This window comes from Streptomyces bungoensis (genome assembly GCF_001514215.1).
Classification (GTDB): Bacteria; Actinomycetota; Actinomycetes; order Streptomycetales; family Streptomycetaceae; genus Streptomyces; species Streptomyces bungoensis.
In genome coordinates, this window is the sequence record NZ_KQ948894.1 from 1 (window position 1) to 640 (window position 640).

The following is a 640-nucleotide window of genomic DNA, read 5'->3' on the forward strand; positions in this document are numbered from 1 at the left end:
CACCGTCGGGCACGGCGTCGAAGCTCCCGCTGACCGCTCCCGGTGCGGTGCCGTCGGACGCCATCGTGGCGAGGTTGTCGGCGAGTTGGGGGATCTCGGTGCCGAGGATCACGGCCCGGTGCTCGAAGGCGGCACGCGTCGCCGCGAGGGACCAGGCCAGATCCTCCGGCCGTACGTCCTCACCGGCCGACTCCACGAAAGCCGCCAGCCGGCCCGCCTGCCCCGCCAGACCCTCCACACCCCGGCCCGACACCACCCACGGCATCACACCACCAGCCGCGAACACCGACGGCACGGCCTCGCCCTCGGGGTCCGGGCCGGAGGGGGTATCGGGGTCGGGCTCCGGGGCCTCTTCCAGGATCACGTGGGCGTTCGTGCCGCTGCCACCGAAGGACGACACACCCGCCCGGCGCGGGTGGCCGGTCTCGGGCCACTCCTGGTTGTCCGTGAGCAGTTCGACGGCACCGGAGGACCAGTCGACGTGCGGAGTCGGCTCGTCCAGGTGCAGCAGTCGCGGCAGGATGCCGTGGCGCATGGCGAGCACCATCTTGATGACCCCGGCTATGCCCGAACCGGCTTGGAGGTGCCCTATGTTGGCCTTCAGCGACCCCATGCGCAGGGGGTGTGCGCGGTCGTGGCC

General features: G+C 72.3%; 1 protein-coding gene. It reads right to left on the bottom strand.

The genetic code is table 11. The features are described 5' to 3' along the window. Positions 1–640, bottom strand: a 640-nt coding sequence (locus AQJ66_RS36470; RefSeq protein WP_167359217.1) for a type I polyketide synthase, incomplete at both ends; no start/stop codon positions are given.